Origin of the sequence: Paraburkholderia sp. BCC1886, assembly GCF_900996245.1 — a bacterium.
In the GTDB taxonomy this organism is placed as follows: Bacteria; Pseudomonadota; Gammaproteobacteria; order Burkholderiales; family Burkholderiaceae; genus Paraburkholderia.
In genome coordinates this window covers 18,236-33,629 of the sequence record NZ_CAAJGK010000043.1, presented here as the reverse complement: position 1 = coordinate 33,629, position 15,394 = coordinate 18,236, and the positions used below count along the sequence as shown (strand labels likewise).

14 protein-coding genes and 1 pseudogene are annotated in these 15,394 nt (G+C 63.8%); 12 read left to right on the top strand and 3 right to left on the bottom strand.

The window, feature by feature from the left end; genetic code table 11:
* Positions 1–79 precede the first annotated feature (79 nt).
* The 4 genes from FQ746_RS13275 to FQ746_RS13260 all read left to right on the top strand — a co-directional run bounded on the left by FQ746_RS13275 (position 80) and on the right by FQ746_RS13260 (position 4,795).
* The gene (locus tag FQ746_RS13275) at positions 80–517 is read left to right on the top strand and encodes a MarR family winged helix-turn-helix transcriptional regulator (protein ID WP_144109848.1); all 438 of its coding nucleotides are present in this window, start codon (positions 80–82) and stop codon (positions 515–517) included.
* An 82-nt stretch (positions 518–599) separates the two neighbouring features.
* Positions 600–1,700, top strand: a complete 1,101-nt coding sequence (locus FQ746_RS13270; protein ID WP_144109847.1) for an HlyD family secretion protein — start codon at positions 600–602, stop codon at positions 1,698–1,700.
* 7 nt (positions 1,701–1,707) lie between these two features.
* Positions 1,708–3,315: a DHA2 family efflux MFS transporter permease subunit gene (locus tag FQ746_RS13265; protein WP_144109846.1), complete on the top strand. Its 1,608-nt coding sequence runs from the start codon at positions 1,708–1,710 to the stop codon at positions 3,313–3,315.
* A 10-nt stretch (positions 3,316–3,325) separates the two neighbouring features.
* Positions 3,326–4,795, top strand: coding sequence for an efflux transporter outer membrane subunit (locus FQ746_RS13260; RefSeq protein WP_144109845.1), 1,470 nt, complete (start codon positions 3,326–3,328; stop codon positions 4,793–4,795).
* Between the two features lie 36 nt (positions 4,796–4,831).
* On the opposite strand, the gene FQ746_RS13255 is transcribed toward FQ746_RS13260, so the two are convergent.
* Positions 4,832–5,332, bottom strand: a complete 501-nt coding sequence (locus FQ746_RS13255; protein ID WP_144109844.1) for a low affinity iron permease family protein — start codon at positions 5,330–5,332, stop codon at positions 4,832–4,834.
* 101 nt (positions 5,333–5,433) lie between these two features.
* Between FQ746_RS13255 and FQ746_RS13250 the strand changes: the two are divergent.
* The 5 genes and pseudogenes from FQ746_RS13250 to FQ746_RS13230 form a co-directional block, all read left to right on the top strand.
* Positions 5,434–5,743 (top strand): annotated as a pseudogene (locus FQ746_RS13250) (nucleoside transporter C-terminal domain-containing protein); the annotation flags it as partial.
* Between the two features lie 15 nt (positions 5,744–5,758).
* Positions 5,759–6,148, top strand: a complete 390-nt coding sequence (locus FQ746_RS13245) for a cytidine deaminase (protein WP_144109843.1) — start codon at positions 5,759–5,761, stop codon at positions 6,146–6,148.
* Complete coding sequence (locus FQ746_RS13240; protein ID WP_144109842.1) at positions 6,145–7,155, top strand: nucleoside hydrolase; 1,011 nt, start codon at positions 6,145–6,147, stop codon at positions 7,153–7,155. Before FQ746_RS13245 ends, FQ746_RS13240 begins: the two co-directional genes overlap by 4 nt.
* Positions 7,156–7,340: 185 nt before the next feature.
* Entirely contained in the window at positions 7,341–8,276 is a 936-nt protein-coding gene (gene panE / locus FQ746_RS13235; RefSeq protein ID WP_144109841.1) for a 2-dehydropantoate 2-reductase, read from the top strand.
* Positions 8,277–8,363: 87 nt separating this feature from the next.
* Positions 8,364–8,663 carry a hypothetical protein gene (locus FQ746_RS13230; RefSeq protein WP_144109840.1) on the top strand — a complete coding sequence of 100 codons (300 nt, stop codon included), beginning with the start codon at positions 8,364–8,366 and terminating at the stop codon, positions 8,661–8,663.
* A 12-nt stretch (positions 8,664–8,675) separates the two neighbouring features.
* Here FQ746_RS13230 and FQ746_RS13225 read toward each other — a convergent pair whose 3' ends face one another.
* Complete coding sequence (locus FQ746_RS13225; protein ID WP_144109839.1) at positions 8,676–10,112, bottom strand: OprD family outer membrane porin; 1,437 nt, start codon at positions 10,110–10,112, stop codon at positions 8,676–8,678.
* A 360-nt stretch (positions 10,113–10,472) separates the two neighbouring features.
* Between FQ746_RS13225 and FQ746_RS13220 the strand changes: the two genes are divergently transcribed.
* On the top strand, positions 10,473–12,014 hold the full coding sequence (locus FQ746_RS13220; protein ID WP_144109838.1) for a peptide MFS transporter: 1,542 nt from the start codon (positions 10,473–10,475) through the stop codon (positions 12,012–12,014).
* 47 nt (positions 12,015–12,061) lie between these two features.
* On the opposite strand, the gene FQ746_RS13215 is transcribed toward FQ746_RS13220, so the two are convergent.
* Positions 12,062–12,499, bottom strand: coding sequence for a carboxymuconolactone decarboxylase family protein (locus tag FQ746_RS13215; protein ID WP_144109837.1), 438 nt, complete (start codon positions 12,497–12,499; stop codon positions 12,062–12,064).
* Between the two features lie 113 nt (positions 12,500–12,612).
* On the opposite strand from FQ746_RS13215, the gene FQ746_RS13210 reads away from it, so the two are divergent.
* Together FQ746_RS13210 and FQ746_RS13205 are read left to right on the top strand one after the other, a co-directional pair.
* Entirely contained in the window at positions 12,613–14,091 is a 1,479-nt protein-coding gene (locus tag FQ746_RS13210) for a PLP-dependent aminotransferase family protein (RefSeq protein WP_144109836.1), read from the top strand.
* 496 nt (positions 14,092–14,587) lie between these two features.
* Positions 14,588–15,040: an HU family DNA-binding protein gene (locus FQ746_RS13205; RefSeq protein WP_007177969.1), complete on the top strand. Its 453-nt coding sequence runs from the start codon at positions 14,588–14,590 to the stop codon at positions 15,038–15,040.
* Positions 15,041–15,394: the final 354 nt, after the last annotated feature.

Below are 15,394 nucleotides of genomic sequence, written 5' to 3'. Positions count from 1 at the left end.
GAAAGCGTAGCGGCCCGTCAACCCGGGCGCTGCTGCGCGATATTGTGTGCATACGCACTTTGCAAAAGGAGGCGCGACTGTGGAAGCGCTACCCGACGACGACTGTTTTGCGATCCGCCAGGCCGCGCGCTATGTGTCGCAGCTCTACGACCGGCATCTCGCGAATGTCGGCCTGACGATCACGCAATTTTCCCTGCTGGGGCGCCTCAAACGCGCAGGTCCGATGACGATGAAGCAGATGGCCGACGTCATGCGCATGCAACGCACCACCCTGGTCCGCACGATCCAGCCGCTACGTCGCAATGGGTTGGTGTCGAGCACGGCGCTCGGCGCGGATGTGCGTACGCTGTCCGTCGCGCTGACCGCGGCAGGCGAGGCGCGGCTCGTCGAAGGACGCCAGCATTGGCATGCCGCGCAAGACGAATTCGAACACCGCTTCGGCAAACAGCGCGCAGCAGCGCTGCGCAGCGAACTCTTCGCGATCACGCAAGACACGATCACCCAGGACACGACCTGAATCCCCTCACAGTCTCCAAACGGTAAGAGGCGACAACGCCTTTTTTTTCAACCTAAAGAGTGCATACGCACATACAGACACCATGTCCACCACTCCATCGACTATCGCGCCGCCGGCCGCGGCGCAGCCCGCGCAACCGGCACGGCGCACACCGTGGATGTTGCTCGCGATCGTCGCGGTCCTCGTCGTGCTGGCGCTGGCCGTGTCCTACTGGTTCTTCGTCGGACGTTTCGTGCAGACGACGGACGACGCGTATGTAGGCGGCGACGTCACCGTGATGGCGCCGAAGGTGAACGGTTTCGTCACGGAAGTGCTGGTGCGCGACAACCAGTTCGTGCATGCGAACCAGGTGTTGATCCGGCTCGATGCCCGCGACTACGACGCGCGTCTCGCCGAAGCGAATGCGCAGGTGCAAAGCGCCCAGGCAGCGGTGACCGAATTGCAGGCGAAGAAGGCGTTGCAACTCGCAACGATCGACGAGCAGTCCGCCGAAGTGCGCGCGTCGGCCGCGGAGTTGACGCGTAGCGCGGCGGACCAGAGCCGCTATCGCGAACTCGTTAAGGACGAGGCCGTTTCCAACCAGGTCGTGGAGCGCGCCGACGCCGATCTGACCAAGGCGCACGCCGCGGTCGATCGCAACCGCGCCGGACTGACTGCAGCACAGCGCCAGATCGCAGTGCTCGATGCGCAGATTGGGGATGCCGAGGCGCGCATTGCGACCGCACAGGCGGCCGAGCGCGTCGCGGCCCTGAACGTGGAGTACACGACGATCCGCTCGCCGATCGACGGCTATGTCGGCAATCGCACGGCGCGGGTCGGGCTGCTGGCCAACACGGGCGTCTCGCTGCTGACCGTGGTGCCGGCCAGCGGCCTGTGGGTCGACGCGAACTTCAAGGAAGACCAGTTGAAGAAGATGCGCGTAGGCGACACGGTCGACGTCGATCTTGACGCCTCGAGCAGGTCATTGCAAGGCGTGGTGGAAAGTCTCGCGCCTGCAACGGGCGCCACGTTCAGCGTGTTGCCGGCCGAAAACGCCACGGGCAACTTCACGAAGATCGTGCAGCGCGTACCGGTGCGGGTGCGTCTCACGGTGCCGGCAGACATGCAGGGCGTGTTGCGTCCCGGTCTGTCGGCAACGGTGAAAGTGCATCTCGACCGCCACGCCGCCGACGCGCGCGACTGAGCCGATCATGAACCAGGCCATCGCCAGTCCAGGCTTTTCTGCTGCGCCGGTCCGTCCGGCCAATCCAGCCGATCAACCCACCCGCACCAAGGTATTCGCGTTCGCGCTGATGTGCCTCGGCTTTTTCATGGCGACGCTCGACATCCAGATCGTCGCGTCTTCGCTAAAGGATATCGGCGGCGGCCTGTCCGCGAGTCAGGACGAACTCTCGTGGGTCCAGACCTCGTATCTGATCGCCGAGATTCTGGTCATTCCGATGTCGGGCTGGCTCACGCGGGTGTTCTCGACGCGCTGGCTGTTCGCGTTCTCCGCGCTCGGCTTCACGATTACCAGCATGCTGTGCGGGCTCGCGTGGGACATCAACTCGATGATCCTGTTTCGCGGTCTGCAAGGCGCGCTGGGCGCCGCGATGATTCCGACGGTGTTTACCACCGCGTTCGTGCTGTTCCCCGGCAAACAACGGCTGATCGCGTCGACCACCATCGGCGCACTCGCGTCGCTGGCGCCGACGGTCGGCCCGGTGATCGGCGGCTGGATCACGTCGCAGTGGTCGTGGCACTGGCTGTTCTATCTGAACCTGGTGCCGGGCGTCGCCGTCACGCTGATGGTGCCCAAGTACGTGCATATCGACGAAGTGGATTTATCGCTGCTGAAAAAAGGCGATTACCTCGGCATTCTGTTGATGTCCGGTTTTCTCGGCTGCCTCGAATACGTGCTCGAAGAAGGTCCGCGCAAGAACTGGTTCGGCGACGACGTGATCTTGCTGTGCACGTGGGTCTCGGCAATCTGCTGTTTTCTGTTTCTCGTGCACGCGTTCACGGCGAAAGAGCCGATCGTCGATCTGCGCGCGCTGGCCGTGCGCAATTTCGGCATCGGCAGTTTGCTGTCGTTCATCACCGGCATCGGGATTTTCTGCACGGTGTTTCTCACGCCGGTGTTCCTGTCGCGGGTGCGCGGATTCGATTCGTTGCAGATCGGCCTCGCGCTGCTCTCGGTCGGCTGCTTCCAGCTCGTCGCGCTGGCCGCTTATGCGACGCTCGCCCGTTTCGTGGATATGCGTCTGCTGCTGGTTTTCGGTTTGACACTGTTCGGCATCGGCTGCTATCTCTACGTGCCGCTGACGAGTCAGTGGGGCTGGCAGCAACTGCTGATTCCGCAGGCGCTGCGCGGCATCGGCCAGCAGTTCAGCATTGCGCCGATCGTCACCATGGCGCTCGGTTCGCTGCCCGCGTCCAGGCTGCGTTCGGCAAGCGGACTCTTCAATCTGATGCGCAATCTCGGCGGCGCAATCGGCATTGCGGTGAGCAGCACGATGCTCAACGACCGTTTGAATCTGCATTACGAACGACTGGACGAACACCTGAGCGTGGGACGTCCCGCAGTCGAAGCCGTTTTGCAAAGACAGAGCGCGCATTTCGCCATCATGGGCGGCGACGCGCTGAATGCCGCGAACGCCGGTTTGAGTCAATTGCACGCCCTGCTGATGCGCGAAGCGCTGGTGCTGACGTTCTCGGATACGTTTCTCGCCTTGTCGCTGTGTTTCGTGGTGGGGTTGCTGAGCCTGCTGTTTTCGCGTCCGTTCGGCAATACCGCGCCGCCGCCCGATGCTCATTGAGGAATTCGACATGAAGCCGTTACTGCTTAAAGTACTGGCGAGCGCTGCGCTGGCGACGCTCGCGGCGTGCGCCGTGCAACCCGCCACGCACGCGGATTTGCCGCAGAGCGTGAGTGCGATCGCGCCGCCCGCCTGGAACGTCGACGCGCCGCAGGAGAGCGTGAGTGCCGACGCGTGGTGGGCGCAGTTCGGCGACCCTGTCATGCATCGGCTGGTGCAGACGGTGCTGACCGGCAATCTGGACGTGCAGGCCGCGATGGAGCGGGTGAAGCAGGCGCAAGACCTCGCCACGCAGGACCGCGCGCTCCTGCTGCCCGAATTGAACGCGACGGCGAACGCTGCGGATGCGCGGCAGAATGCGCCGCCGCCGCTCGGTTACGTGCGGCAGGCCGGCGCCGGTCTGACGGCAAGCTGGACGCCCGACGTATTCGGTGGCGAACGTCTTGCGGTATTGGCCGCGCAAGCTCAGGTCGCGGGCCGTCAGGCGTCGCTGAATCAGCTGAGGCTCGCGCTCGCGGCCAACACGGCGGCCGCTTATATCGATCTGCGCTGGGCGCAGGCGCAATTGCAGATACTCGGCGACAACCAGCAGATTCGTGCGCGTGCGTTGAAGCTCACGCAGCAGCGTCTGCATTACGGTTTGTCGACGCAACTCGACGTGGCGCGGGCGGATAACCAGTTGCAGGATCTGGAGGCGCAGATTCCGCGCATGCAGTCGGTCGTGCAGCATCAGTTGAGTCTGATCGCCGTCTATTCGGGGCGCACGCCGGAAAGTATCGACAGTTTGTTGCTGGCGCAACCGCGCGACATTCCGCTGCCCGCGCAAAGCGTGCCGCAGACGCTGCCGTCCGAGGCGCTGCTGCAAAGGCCGGACGTGCGGACCGCGTATGCCACCGTCGAACAGCGCGCGGCGGAAGTGGGCGTGTCGAAGGCGCAGCGCTATCCGCAATTCAAGATCAATCTCGCGGACGGACTCCTGGCTTCGTCCTATCTCGGCTTGCCGACCCTGACGGATAACCTGTTCAGCGCCGCGCTGAACGCGACCAGCCCGATTTTCAACGCCGGGCGAATCACTGCGAATATCGACGCGAGCGAAAGCCGCATGCGCGAATCGCAACTCGGCCTGCAACAGACTTTGTTGCAGGCGCTCAAGGAAATCGAGGACAACCGCAGCGAACTGGTGAACGGTGCGGTCCAGGTACAGCGTCTGAGCGGCGCGCTGGACGCGTCGAATCACGCGTTGCGTCTGTCGGGCGAGTTGTACAAAGGCGGCGCGTCGAGTTTTCTCGATGTCCTCGCCGCGCAGGAAGCGTATCTGCGCGACGCCGAGTCGCTCAACCAGGCGCGCCGCGAGCATGCGCTGGCCGCGGTGGCGTTGTACCGCGCGCTCGGCGGCGGCTGGGATAGCGGGCCGGACGCGGTGGCGGTTACTTCGGTCTCGGCGGTCACTACGGTCTCGGCGGTCTCGGCGAACCGCTGAACGAAGGTGCCGGCGAGGCCGAAGCCTTGAAGCCGCTCAAGAATGCTTCGGCGGCTCTTTTGAATCTTCCGGGTCCTTCTTCTCTTCGGCCACGCCCGCGCCGCTCAGGCGCAGGTAGGCCGCCGCGAGTCGGCGTAATTCGTCTTCGCTCGCGTCCTCGATGCCGATCATGCCGTTGCTCGCCGCGCGATGCGAGGCGATCAGCTCGTTCAGTTTCAGATGGATCGCGACGCTGTCCTTGTTCTGGCTTTGCTGGATCAGAAACACCATCAGAAAGGTCACGATGGTCGTGCCGGTGTTGATCACCAGTTGCCAGCCGTCGGAGTAATGAAAGATTGGCCCGGTAACAACCCACAGCACGACCGTCGCCACGGCTAGGCAAAACGCCGCCGGCGAGCCCGCCCAACGGGTGACGAGGCTGGCAAATTTGTCGAACGCGCGCGTCAGCGGATGACGGGCCGCATAGGCCGGGCTGGACGTGTCCGGCACGGTCATCAGCTCGTCGGTGGAGGACGGCACGTCTTGGTCTGGTTTCATCGCGCTCTCCTTCGGGTCGGAATCGTATGACGATGCAATAACCGTTCCTTGTGCGCGCGCCGCGCTATCGTTTAGCATCTATGCCACTTCGACACCCCGCCAACGGGATTGGCGGCGGGATTGTCGGCCGGTTCGGGCATCCGCAATGGTCGTTGCAGGGCTTGCTCGGCGTCGTGTTCGCGCCGCTCGCTTATCTGATCGGCGTGCCGTGGAACGAAGCGGCGCTGGCCGGCAATTTTCCCGGGCGGAAAATCATTCTCAACGAGTTTGTCGCTTATGCGTCGCTGTCGCCTTATCTGAAAGACGCGGCGAGCGGATGTGGCGCGTGATGAGCTGCGCGTAGTGTGGGCCGCGACGCTGTCCAATCTGATGAGCGGGACTATCGCGGGCATGTTCGTCACGCTGAATTGAATCGAGGATCGTCGTATGAACATGGACGAATTGTTGCAGCGCGCGCACGCCGCGCGTGAAAAGGCCTATGCGCCTTATTCGAAATTCCTCGTCGGCGCCGCGCTGCTGACGCACGACGGCATCGTGTTCGACGGTTGCAATGTCGAGAATGCGTCGTACGGGTTGTGCAATTGCGCGGAACGGACCGCGTTTTTCAGTGCTATCGCTGCGGGATATCGGCGCGATCAGTTTGCCGCGCTGGCCGTGGTCGGCGATACCGAAGGACCGATCTCGCCGTGCGGCGCATGCCGCCAGGTGATGATCGAACTGGGCGGCCCGGCGTTGCCGGTACGGCTGGGCAATCTGCGCGGCGTCACGCGCGATACGACCGCCGCGGAACTCCTGCCGGACGCGTTCTATTTATGAGCCAGCCGCCGAATCGAGACGCGGGTCACGCTCAAGGTCGCCCTGCAAGTCGTCATAAGGTCATCTACGACACCGACCCCGGCGTCGACGATGCGATGGCGCTGGTTTTCCAGGCGCTGCATCCGGATATCGAACTGCTCGGCCTGACCAGCGTGTTCGGCAATGCGACGATCGCCACCACCACCCGCAATGCGCGCTTTCTCGCCGGACGGTTCGCGCCCGGCGTGCCGGTCGCCGAGGGCGCCGCCGAACCGCTCGAACGCGCGGCGCCCGCGCCGCTCGCCTGGATTCACGGCGACAACGGCCTCGGCAATATCGTGCTCGACGCGACTCGAGAAGCGCCGCTCGATGCGCGCCCGGCCTACCGGTTCATCATCGACACGGTGCGCGCGCATCCTGGCGAGGTCACGCTGATTGCCGTCGGCCCGCTGACGAATCTCGCGCTGGCGCTGGCGGACGATCCGGACATCGCACCGCTGGTCAAGCAGGTGGTCGTCATGGGCGGCGCATTCGGCACCGATGGCGTGCTCGGCAACGTGACGCCCGCGGCGGAGGCCAACATACTGGGCGACCCGGATGCCGCGGATCGCGTGTTCGGCGCCGCCTGGCCGGTGACGATCGTGGGGCTCGACGTCACGCAGCGCACGGTGATGAGCCACGACTATCTCGCGTCGCTGCGCCAGCGCGGCGGCGATGCGGCGCGTTTCGTGTGGGACGTGTCGCGCCATTACGAAGCGTTCCACGAAGACAGCGCGCAACTGGCGGGCATTTACGTGCACGATTCGTCGGCGGTCGCCTATGTGCTGGCGCCGCAGCTTTATACAACGCGCAGCGGCCCGGTGCGCGTCGTGACTCAAGGACTCGCCGTCGGCCAGACAATCCAGAAGCCCGCCGCGATGCCGGTCCCGGCGCCCGACTGGGACAGCCGTCCGCCGTGCCGGGTCTGCATGGGCGTGAACGCGGAGGGGATGCTCGCGCTGTACGAGCAGACGCTGCTGTTGGCGTGAGTTCTGCCGCGCGGCTGGGCGACGCGATGGAAGCGCCCGAGCCGGTGCCGACCGGATGGCCGATGCCGATGCGCAATCTTTGCTACATTTCTGCACACACGCAGCGCGTCCGCTGTCGCCGGAGTCCCAAGCGCGGCATCGCGTGATGACGGCCTGCGTGATACCAATCGATCAAGAGGCGAAAGATGCGAATTCTAGTAGTAGGGGCGGGCGCGGTAGGCGGCTATTTCGGTGGGCGTCTCGCGGCCGCCGGCCAGGACGTGACCTTTCTCGTGCGCGGTCCGCGTGCGGAGAAACTTCGTCAGGATGGCCTCGTCATTCGCAGTGCCCGCGGCGACCTCACGCTACACGACGTCAAGACCGTACTCGCCGGCGCGACCGCCGATCCGTTCGATCTCGTGCTGCTTAGTTGCAAGGCGTATAGCCTGGAAGACGCAATCGACTCGTTCAAGCCGTTCGTCGGCGAATCGACGGCGATTCTGCCTTTGCTGAACGGCATGCGGCATATCGACGTGCTCACCGAAAAGTTCGGCGAGGCCCGCGTGCTGGGTGGCCAGTGCGTGATCGCGGCGACGCTCGACGCCGCGCAACACATCGTGCATCTGAACGAATCGCACGCCATCACTTTCGGCGAACTGGCCGGTGGCGCATCGGAGCGCACTCAGGCAATTGCGGATGCGATGAGCGGCGCGAATATCGACGTGACGATTAGCGAGAACATCCGCTTGCGCATGTGGGAGAAGTGGGTGTTCCTCGCCACGCTGGCCGCGAGCACCTGTCTGATGCGCGGGTCGGTCGGCGAGATGCTGGCTGCGCCGGACGGCAAGCGCGTGATCGAAAACCTGCTCGGCGAGTGCCGCGCGGTGGCCGGGCATAGCGGCTTCTCGATGGGCCCGGACTTCGACGCGCGCGTCACGGCCACGTTGTTCACGCCGTCGCCGCTGACCGCCTCGATGCTGCGCGACGTGGAAAACCACTCGCATACCGAGGCCGATCATATTCTCGGCGATCTGATTTCACGCGGCGGCGACGCGCAAAAGGGCGAGCATGGTTTGTCGCTGCTGCGGATCGCTTATACCCATCTGAAAACGTACGAGGCGAGGCAGACGCGGACGTCCTGAACGTCGCACTCGCCTGCCCGGCGCGTGCGGGCAGTGCGAGCGCGGTGCCGCGCGTGATGGTCCGATCGATTTGCCGGGGAGAACAGCATGCCGAGTCCAACGGGTTCAGTGGCGGCGCTCAGCGGCGCCGCGGCGACGATCTTTTCGATCGGCATTGTTTTTCTCGGCTACTGGGGCCTTTACGAGCCGACCCGTTGGCGCGTGGCCGACGTGCTGGTGTTCGTTTCAGCGATGATCGGCTTCGCCTGCCTCGGATTCGTTCCATGGATTGCCACGAGTCCGGCTCAAACGGAAAGCGACGACAAACGGGTGCGGCTCGCGCGTCATCTGTTTCTCGCGGGCGTGCTGGCAATCTGGCTCGCGGTGGCGCTCTCGGTCGTATTCTGAGCGCCGCCACGCCTAGAACACTTTGACCGGTACGTTCACGACGAGCCGGTACTCCATGTTGTTGCCGTCCGGGTAGTAATACGAGCCGTTGTGCCACATCGCAATGAAGGTGAGCTTCGTGTCCTTGAAGCGTCCGCCTTGCAGCGTATAGCTGGGAATCAACCCGAACTCGTGATGATGCCCGTGCACCGGTTGCCCATGCTTCCAGTACAGGTCGTGCAGCGGCGCGTCCGTCGACGCGTTCGCGGCCGCGCCCGCCGCGCCGTTCGCCCCCCATCCATACGCACCCCACAGCATGGCCTTGAAGCCGGGCAGACCCGCGTATTTGCCGTCGAACGAATAGCGTAATTGCAAGGACTGCTCGTGCGGCGCGTTGTAGTCGACGTCGAGCGAATTCGACAGATAGATGCCGTTGGTCTCGTTCACGTAATCGAAGAACTGCTCGCCGAGCACCTGCTGATAGCCGAGCAATAGCGCATGCGGGCCGTGTTGCGCGGAGATCGCCAGGCTGTACGCATTGCTGTCGATCTTGCCCTGACGGGCCGCGCCGGTGTCGTGGGTCGAGTAGACGTTCGCGAGGCCGCTCCACTTGATGCTGCGCGGGTCGCCGAAAGAGTGCGACAGCGAGCCGTAGTACTGGCGCCAGACGTTGTCGGCCTGATCGGCGTACAGGGCCAGCTCGCCATTGGGCGCGTAACGCCAGCTGCCGCCGAAGTAGGTCACCCGGTCGATGCGCGTGCCGCCGTACGAAGTGGTGAGATTGCTCAGGTTGGTGTGGCCGCGGGCGTCGACTTTAGTGAAGCTGCCGCCTTCCAGCGTGGCGTGGGCGAATTCGTTGCTGACGAGCGAGGCGCCGAGAAAAGTCGGCGGCAGCGCGCGGTTGTCGTGCGGTTCGAGGAACGGGTTGGTGACGGTTTGCAAGCCGTACTTGACGACTGTCTCCGAGATGCGCCCCTTGATGTCGTACAGGCCCGGATAGGCCCAGGCGAGTTGTCCCGAGCCGCCGCCGTCCTTGCCCACGTGCACCATATTGCCGGCGCCGTTGCCGCCGTCGAGCTTGAGCGCGCCGAATAGCGACGCATCGAAGCCGAAGCCAACGGGCCCGCGCGTATAACCGGATTCGAAGTTGGCCTGCACGCCCTGCACCCACGCGTGACGGTAGATCGTGTCCGGCGCCTGGAAGTAATCGGTGTAATTGCGCCATTGCAGATTGAGATGACTGTCGGCAATCAGGCCTTTGCTACTCGCCTGGCTCGACAGCGGTTCGGGCGGCACGACGGTCTGCCCGGCCTCGGCGACGACGATGGCATTGCTGGTGTCGGGTGGCGCTGGTTCGTTGGCCGCATGGGCTGGAGCCGCCGATATCGACGCGGCGAGCGCAAGTGCGAAATCGAACCGGACGGTGCCGCCGGATTTCCTGGTCCGGCTTGGGGTGGGGTGGTCTTGCATGGGGCGTGTCTCAGTGTTTGTCGTGGTGAACCTTTAGCTTGCGGTGACCTTAGCAGCGCGGTTTCAGCGGGTCAAAACGCCGCACATATCGCAAAATTAGTTTGGAGCGCGGACGTTCGCGGGCCGTCCGGCCCAAATCCTTTGATGGTCGGGAGGACTTCCTCGATGCCGATTTTGGTGCTGGCAGAATCGCTGGCAGGCTCGTCCGGATCGGCAGACTCCTTGGGAAAAAGCTGCAAGCGAAACCAGCCAATGCCGCAGCGTTTTCCGTACTTTTCCGCTGATGCCGGGCGCGCAAAATCGCCAGAATGAGCGAAACGAATTCACGGCTTTACCGTCACCGTCCCAACAAGGTCCACGATGAACTCATCCAATTTGCCGGGCGTACGGGTTACTCAAACCCGATCGTTTTCGACCGTTTTTCTGATCGAGATGTGGGAGCGCTTCGGCTACTACGGCATGGCCGCGCTGCTGGTGCTGTTCATGATCGACAAGCTGCAGTTCGGCGACAGCCAGGCCACGCTCACCTGGGGCGCGTTCGCGGCGCTCGTGTATGCGGCGCCGTCTATTGGCGGGTGGATCGGCGACCGGGTTCTGGGCGCGCGCCGCACGATGATCTTCGGCGCCGTCGTGCTGAGCGTGGGTTACTGCATGCTGGCGCTGCCCAACGAACGGTTGGGTTATCTGTACGCCTCGCTCGGCGTGATCGTGGTGGGCAACGGGCTCTTCAAGGCGAATGCGGCCAACCTGGTGCGGCGTATCTACGAAGGCGACGACGCGCGTATCGACAGCGCTTTCACGATTTACTACATGGCGGTCAACGTCGGCTCGACGGTGTCGATGCTCGCCACACCGTGGATCAAGGACCGTTGGGGCTGGCATGCGGCGTTCGCCGTGTGCTGCGCGGGCATGCTGCTGTCGGTGCTTAACTACTTCCTGATGTTCCGCACGATCGCGCATATCGGTACGGCGCCGGACGCCGAACCGGTGTGCTGGAAGCGGGTCGACGCGGTAGCGCTGGGCGGTCTGGCGCTCGGCACCGCGACGATGTTCGTGCTGCAGGACAAGGCCGTCGCGGTGGCCTGCGTCTACGCGGCGGGGGTCGCGATTCTGGGCATCTTCGGTTACATGCTGATGAAGTGCGAGCGCCCGGAGCGCGCCGGACTCGTCGCGGCCCTGATCCTGACCGCGCAGGTCATCCTGTTCTTCGTGTTCTATCAGCAGATGTCGACGTCGCTCACGCTATTCGCGTTGCGCAATGTCGATCCGCGTTTCTCGCTGTTCGGCGTCACGCTGTTCACATGGAGCGCCGCGCAATTCCAGGCGTTGAACCCCATCTGGATCATGGTGATGAGTCCGTTACTGGCGCTTTTGTATACCCGGCTGGCCAGCAGCGGCAAGGACGTGCCGGTCGCGGTGAAGTACGCAATCGGCTTTGCGGTCGTCGCGGCGGGCTTCTTCGTGTATGCGGCGAGTGCGCGGTACGCGGTGAACGGACGGGTGTCGTCCTGGTTCATGGTCGGCGGTTACGGCCTTTATTCGCTCGGCGAACTGCTGGTAAGCGGCCTGGGCCTTGCGATGATCGCGCGCTACGTGCCCGCACGCATGAGCGGCTTCATGATGGGCGCGTTCTTCGTGGCGACCGGCGTGTCGCAGTATCTGGGCAGCGTGGTCGCGAATTTCGCGCAGATGCCGGCAGGCGAACTCGATCCGCTCGTGTCGTTGCCGCTGTACGCGCGTCTTTTCACGGGACTCGGCTGGCTCGCGGCGGGTGGGGCGCTGGTCGCGGTCCTGTTGCTGCCGCTGATGAGCCGGCTGTCACGGGAACATCAACGCTGCTGCGACGCCGCGCGTCTTGACGCGCGGCATACGGGGGCGCTGGATAGCGCAACGGTGGAGTAAGACAACCCGCGCGTCGGCCTTTCTCGCGTCTCGCCGCTTCAGCGTCCTTATTCAGGCAGCTTGCGGAACGAAACCGCAATCCGGTTCCAGCCGTTGATCGCCACGATCAGCAGCGTCAGGTCGGCAATTTCCTGCTCGCTGAAATGCGGCTTCACTACTTCCCACACGGCGTCCGGCACGCGCGTCTCTGCAATCAGCGTGACGGCTTCCGTCCACTCGAGCGCCGCGCGCTCGCGGTCGGTGAAGAACGGCGCTTCGCGCCACGCGGCCACGGTGGCGAGGCGCCGCTCGCTTTCGCCGTGTTTGCGCGCGTCCGCCACGTGCATATCCAGACAGAACGCGCAGCCGTTCAACTGCGACGCGCGAATCCGGATCAGTTCCTCCAGCGTCTTGTCGATACCGCTCTTGCCGATGGCGGCCTCGAGCGCCATCATCGCGCGGGTGGCGGACGGGCTGGCCCGGTAGAAGTCGAGTCGTGCTTGCATGATGAAGTTTCCTTTAAAGATATCCGCTCGAACCGCGGGGATGGCATTAAGCTTACGATCCTCACTGGTCTTTAGAAATAACCATTTTCTGGATATTTGAGGTAGCCACTTCGATGGAAATCCATATCGCCATGGAAGGGCGTCACGATCTGTCCGGGCAGATCTATCGACAGTTGCGCGCGGGCATTCTCGAAGGGCGGCTGGCCGGCGGCACCCGGTTGCCGTCCACGCGCGATCTCGCGACGCAGCTGGGCGTCTCGCGCAAGACCACGCTCGACGTGTTCGAGCGGCTGCTCGCCGAAGGCTACTTGAGCACGCGGGCCGGTTCGGGCACGTTCGTCGCCGACGGCTTCGAGCGTCTGCCGGCGGAGCGCTCTTCCTACGCGCGTGCCGCCGACCTGGCCCGCGAACGCGCCAGATCCAAAGCAAAGGCCGTCCCCCGCGCGCAGCCGTTGTGGGAGCAACAGCCCGGCGGCTTGCAGGCGCCGCGAGCGTCGGTGGCCTCGCCGTACGACTTCATCGGCGGCGCGACGGACAAGGCGCTGTTTCCGTTCGACGTCTGGCGCCGTTGCGTGAATCGCGCGCTGCGCACGCAGGCGCGCGGCATCGGCATCTATCGCGACGCGGCGGGCGAGCAGGAGCTGCGCCTTGCCATCTCGCGCTACCTCGCGTTCAATCGCGCGGTGTCGAGCAATTGGGACGAAGTGATCGTCACGCAGGGCGCGCAGCACGCGCTCGATCTTCTGGCGCGCGTCACGTTGCGCCCGGGCGATGTCGCGGCGCTCGAAGACCCCGGTTATCCGCCGGCGCTGGCGTGTTTCAACGCGACCGGCGCGCGCGTGGTGCCGGTGCCGGTGGACGGCGAAGGACTGATCGTCGGCAAACTGCCGGACAACGCGCGGCTCGTCTATGTGACGCCGTCGCATCAGTTTCCGCTCGGCATGCCGATGAGTCTCGAGCGACGCGTCGAGTTGCTGGCCTGGGCGCAGGCACGCAGCGCAGTGATCATCGAAGACGACTACGACTGCGAATACCGTTTCGAAGGACGGTCGATGGAGCCGCTCAAGAGTCTCGACCGCGCGGGTCTCGTCGCTTATGTCGGCACGTTTTCGAAAACCCTATTCCCGGAATTGCGCATTGGTTATGTCGTACCGCCGGCGTCGCTGTTCGGTGCGCTGTATCGGGCCCGGCAGATTTCGGACTGGCACGGCTGCACGCTGACACAAACCGCGCTCGCCTCGTTCATGCTCGACGGCGATTTCGCCAAGCATCTGCGCCGTATGCACAAGCTCTACGCCGCGCGTCGTGCGTTGCTGCTGGATCGTCTGCATGGCGAACTGGCGCCCTGGTTCGAGCCGATCGTGCCGAGCGCCGGCATTCATCTGGCGGCACGATTGCGGGCGCCGCTGACCGAGTCGGCGGTGATCGACGCTGCGCACGATGCAGCGATCGGCTTATACGGCATCGCCCCGTTTCATCAACGCGTGAAGCCGCAGGCCGGCTTGATCTTCGGCTACGGGAGTATCGGAGTCGAGTCGATCGACGCTGCGCTCACGAAACTCGCCGGCCTGCTGCCGAAGCTGGCGCAATAAAAACGCATCGCCAATGCGGAGATACCCGATGCCGGCGGCGCGGCATCCGGGCGACCCGCGCCCGGATCATCCATTCGGAACCGGCTGCGATTTTCTGCCGCAGCATGAGTGAGCGAGGCTGCATGAGTCGATTTCGCTGCTACGTACAGGCGTTTTTGTTGCAACACAGAGTCCGTGCATGCCGTTCGAGCGCCAGGTCCGGCATCTCGTGAGCGCGGCCCATCGAATAAAAGTCCCTTGATTCATGCATCGAAACGGTTTGTAACGCCGTTTACGTGTGCGTGACAGCGCCCCTCGCCGACCCCTCCGAAAACACTTTTACCCGCTAAAACAAGGCCCAAAATGATCGGGGCAGTCTGCGCGGCGCAACAAACATTCGCGGCGACGCATAAAAGAGTCGCGCAAATCGCTTGAGCGCTTGTAGAATCCGGCGTTGAAGCGTGCACATACCGTCTGCGCTTCGTGCAATTCACTGACCACTACAGGTAGGAGAAACATGCCGACTTCCGCAAAAAAGGTGGCCAAGAAGGCTGCTGCCCCGGTACCCACCAAGAAGGTTGCTGCAAAGAAAGTTCCTGCGAAGAAAGCCGTCGCAGCTAAGAAGGTCGCCGTGAAGGCGTCCAGCGCACCGTCGCCGATCAAGGACACCTTCACGAAGGCCTCGCTGGCTGCACACGTCGCTGAACGCGCCGCTGTCGAACCGAAAACCGCCAAGGCCGTGCTGGCCGCGCTCGAAGATACGATCCTCGGCGCCGTCCACAAGAAGGGCGCTGGTGAGTTCACGCTGTCGGGCCTGTTGAAGATCGTCGTGCAAGCTGTGCCGGCGAAGAAGAAGCGCTTCGGCAAAGACCCGTTCTCGGGTGAAGAGCGTTGGTTCCCGGCCAAGCCGGCCAGCGTGCGCATCAAGGCACGTCCGCTGAAGAAGTTGAAAGACGCTGCAGCAGGCTGATCGTGCAATGCGCCGGCCGCGCTTCATGACAGTTTTTTCATGAGCCGCCGGCGCAACAGCCGGTTAGTCGTGTGAGTCGTCAGAGATCCCCGTGAATGAAAATTCACGGGGATTTTTTATGCCCGATCGCTACGTGGGTCCGCTCGTCGAACACGCACCGCGATGCCGCGTGTGCACCGTACTAGCGCATCATGAGCCGCCGCAGTACGATGGCGTCCAGGCCTTGCCGGTCGGGATGCGCCGTTCGCGTGCATGCACTGTGATTTCGCATGCGATAGGCTCAATGGCATAGCGCTTGCTTCAATGATTGTCGAACACCGAATGCGCAGCGCATTCGCCTTCTATCCGACAACA

Bases quoted from the DNA above. Each gene is read 5' to 3' on its own strand.
- FQ746_RS13270 (WP_144109847.1), top strand. From the start codon at position 600: ATGTCCACCACTCCATCGACTATCGCGCCGCCGGCCGCGGCGCAGCCC.
- FQ746_RS13265 (WP_144109846.1), top strand. From the start codon at position 1,708: ATGAACCAGGCCATCGCCAGTCCAGGCTTTTCTGCTGCGCCGGTCCGT.
- FQ746_RS13260 (WP_144109845.1), top strand. From the start codon at position 3,326: ATGAAGCCGTTACTGCTTAAAGTACTGGCGAGCGCTGCGCTGGCGACG.
- FQ746_RS13255 (WP_144109844.1), bottom strand. From the start codon at position 5,332: ATGAAACCAGACCAAGACGTGCCGTCCTCCACCGACGAGCTGATGACC.
- FQ746_RS13245 (WP_144109843.1), top strand. From the start codon at position 5,759: ATGAACATGGACGAATTGTTGCAGCGCGCGCACGCCGCGCGTGAAAAG.
- FQ746_RS13240 (WP_144109842.1), top strand. From the start codon at position 6,145: ATGAGCCAGCCGCCGAATCGAGACGCGGGTCACGCTCAAGGTCGCCCT.
- panE (WP_144109841.1), top strand. From the start codon at position 7,341: ATGCGAATTCTAGTAGTAGGGGCGGGCGCGGTAGGCGGCTATTTCGGT.
- FQ746_RS13230 (WP_144109840.1), top strand. From the start codon at position 8,364: ATGCCGAGTCCAACGGGTTCAGTGGCGGCGCTCAGCGGCGCCGCGGCG.
- FQ746_RS13225 (WP_144109839.1), bottom strand. From the start codon at position 10,112: ATGCAAGACCACCCCACCCCAAGCCGGACCAGGAAATCCGGCGGCACC.
- FQ746_RS13220 (WP_144109838.1), top strand. From the start codon at position 10,473: ATGAACTCATCCAATTTGCCGGGCGTACGGGTTACTCAAACCCGATCG.
- FQ746_RS13215 (WP_144109837.1), bottom strand. From the start codon at position 12,499: ATGCAAGCACGACTCGACTTCTACCGGGCCAGCCCGTCCGCCACCCGC.
- FQ746_RS13210 (WP_144109836.1), top strand. From the start codon at position 12,613: ATGGAAATCCATATCGCCATGGAAGGGCGTCACGATCTGTCCGGGCAG.
- FQ746_RS13205 (WP_007177969.1), top strand. From the start codon at position 14,588: ATGCCGACTTCCGCAAAAAAGGTGGCCAAGAAGGCTGCTGCCCCGGTA.